Origin of the sequence: Streptomyces chiangmaiensis (genome assembly GCF_036281785.1) — a bacterium.
GTDB classification, from domain to species: domain Bacteria; phylum Actinomycetota; class Actinomycetes; order Streptomycetales; family Streptomycetaceae; genus Streptomyces; species Streptomyces chiangmaiensis.
The window spans coordinates 1-1620 of the sequence record NZ_JAYWVC010000537.1; the positions used below are offsets into that span (position 1 = coordinate 1).

General features: G+C 70.4%; 1 protein-coding gene and 1 pseudogene. One reads left to right on the forward strand and one right to left on the reverse strand.

The annotated features are described in order from the left end of the window. Positions 1-43: 43 nt before the first annotated feature. Complete coding sequence (locus VXC91_RS45330; protein ID WP_329513166.1) at positions 44-565, reverse strand: hypothetical protein; 522 nt, start codon at positions 563-565, stop codon at positions 44-46. Between the two features lie 550 nt (positions 566-1115). Here VXC91_RS45330 and VXC91_RS45335 point away from each other — a divergent pair. Next, positions 1116-1620 (forward strand): annotated as a pseudogene (locus VXC91_RS45335) (transposase); the annotation flags it as partial.

Genomic DNA, 1620 nt, shown 5'->3' on the forward strand with positions numbered 1-1620 from the left:
CGACAGCGTACGGAGTCAAGCTGACCGGCTGCAGGGGGCGTTGTCAGTGACGGCAGGTAGCTTTGATGTGATTGCCGATCCGGCGCATGCCCGGACAGATCTCCGCACGCTGGGAGTCAAGAAGGAGGTGGGAACGTCCGTGAGCACGGGCCTGCTTGATGCGGCGCCCGCTTCCGATGTTGTGCCCGGTCGCCGGTTCCGGGGTAAGAACAAAGGCGACCGCTGGAAGCGCGGCGAGGACACCGAGCCGGTGGTCATCCGCCTGCCGTTGGACGTCCACCGTCTGGAGGACCTGCAGCGTGTGGAGAACCTGTACTCGGCGATGTGGGCGGTCAAGCGTGCCCTGCAGCGCGACGCTCGCGCCGCAGTCGACGCGTACTGGGCCGGCGACGTGCGCCGGGAAACGGACGCGAAAGCGTGGCGGCAGGCGTTGGGCTTGTCCCGTGAGGGGATGGAACGCCGCGGCTACCGGCACATGGAGAGGTCCAAGCACCTCAGCCACCACGTGACGAAAGCGCTGGTGATGCATCAGGCCGACGAGGTGTGGGAAGGCATCGCCCGCCACCTGTTCCCGGATTCGACCGGACGCAGGTTCGGCCGGCCCAAGACCGGGAGCTGGTGGGACTACACCCGGATCCCTGGCCGCGCCCGGTCGCATACGACCGCGCGAAAGTGGGAGACGTTCCGCCTCCACGGCACCCTCGCCGGACATCTCGCCGCCTACCGGCACCGCGGTCTCGGCTCGGCGGTGACGACGCCGGAGCAGGCCGCCGCACTGCCGTCCGGCACGAGCGTCCTCGCGCAGCCCCGCCGTCTACCCATACCCGCCCGGCCCTGCGGCCGCGTGCCGACCGGCGAGGCCACGTCGAAAGGCACACCGAAGACTCGTGCCGCGACCTGGTGGGACCACACCGGCCCCCTCGCGCTGGTTTTCACCGGCGGCGCCGACTCCCAGCGCGGCGACCTCGTCCTCCCGGTCCGCCTGCCCTTTAGGCGCGGGCCGCTGGCCCCGCCTGCTGCACTTCCTGAACAACCCGCAGCTGTGGCACAAGGTCGATCTCGTCCGCCGCCGCGACACCTCCACACTCGGCGGATGGGCGTACGAGGCGCACCTGATGGTGCTCTCCGGCGGTTATGCATCACCGTCCACCCGCGCCCGCCGCAAGAATGCGGCCGGGCTCGAGCGGGCCGGCGGGATCGACGGCAACGTCTCCAACCTGTCCGTCGTCTCCTTCCCCGACACATTCGACCCCGCCGACGGCGGAATACAGACGGGTCGGGTCGAGCTCACCGTCGCAGAACGTGCCGCGCTCGCGAAGGCCCAGCGTAAGGAACGGGGCCGTAAACGCGCCCTCGACCGGTCCCGCCGGGCAACGAACCCCAACCAGTACGGGATGTCGAAGCGGCAGCAGGCCCGCGCCGAACGTCGCGGAGCGGCCGGACTGCCCGCGCGGCAAGCTGAGGTTCCAGGCGGTGCCCGGGCGGCGAACACTGCAGGCATCCCGAAGCAGGCATACCGGCGCGATGACCTGTCGGCCGGATACCGACTCAACCGGGCCAAGCTCGCCGAGGCGGCAGCGACCCTGGCCGCGGCGAAAGACCACCGCACCCGCCGCATCG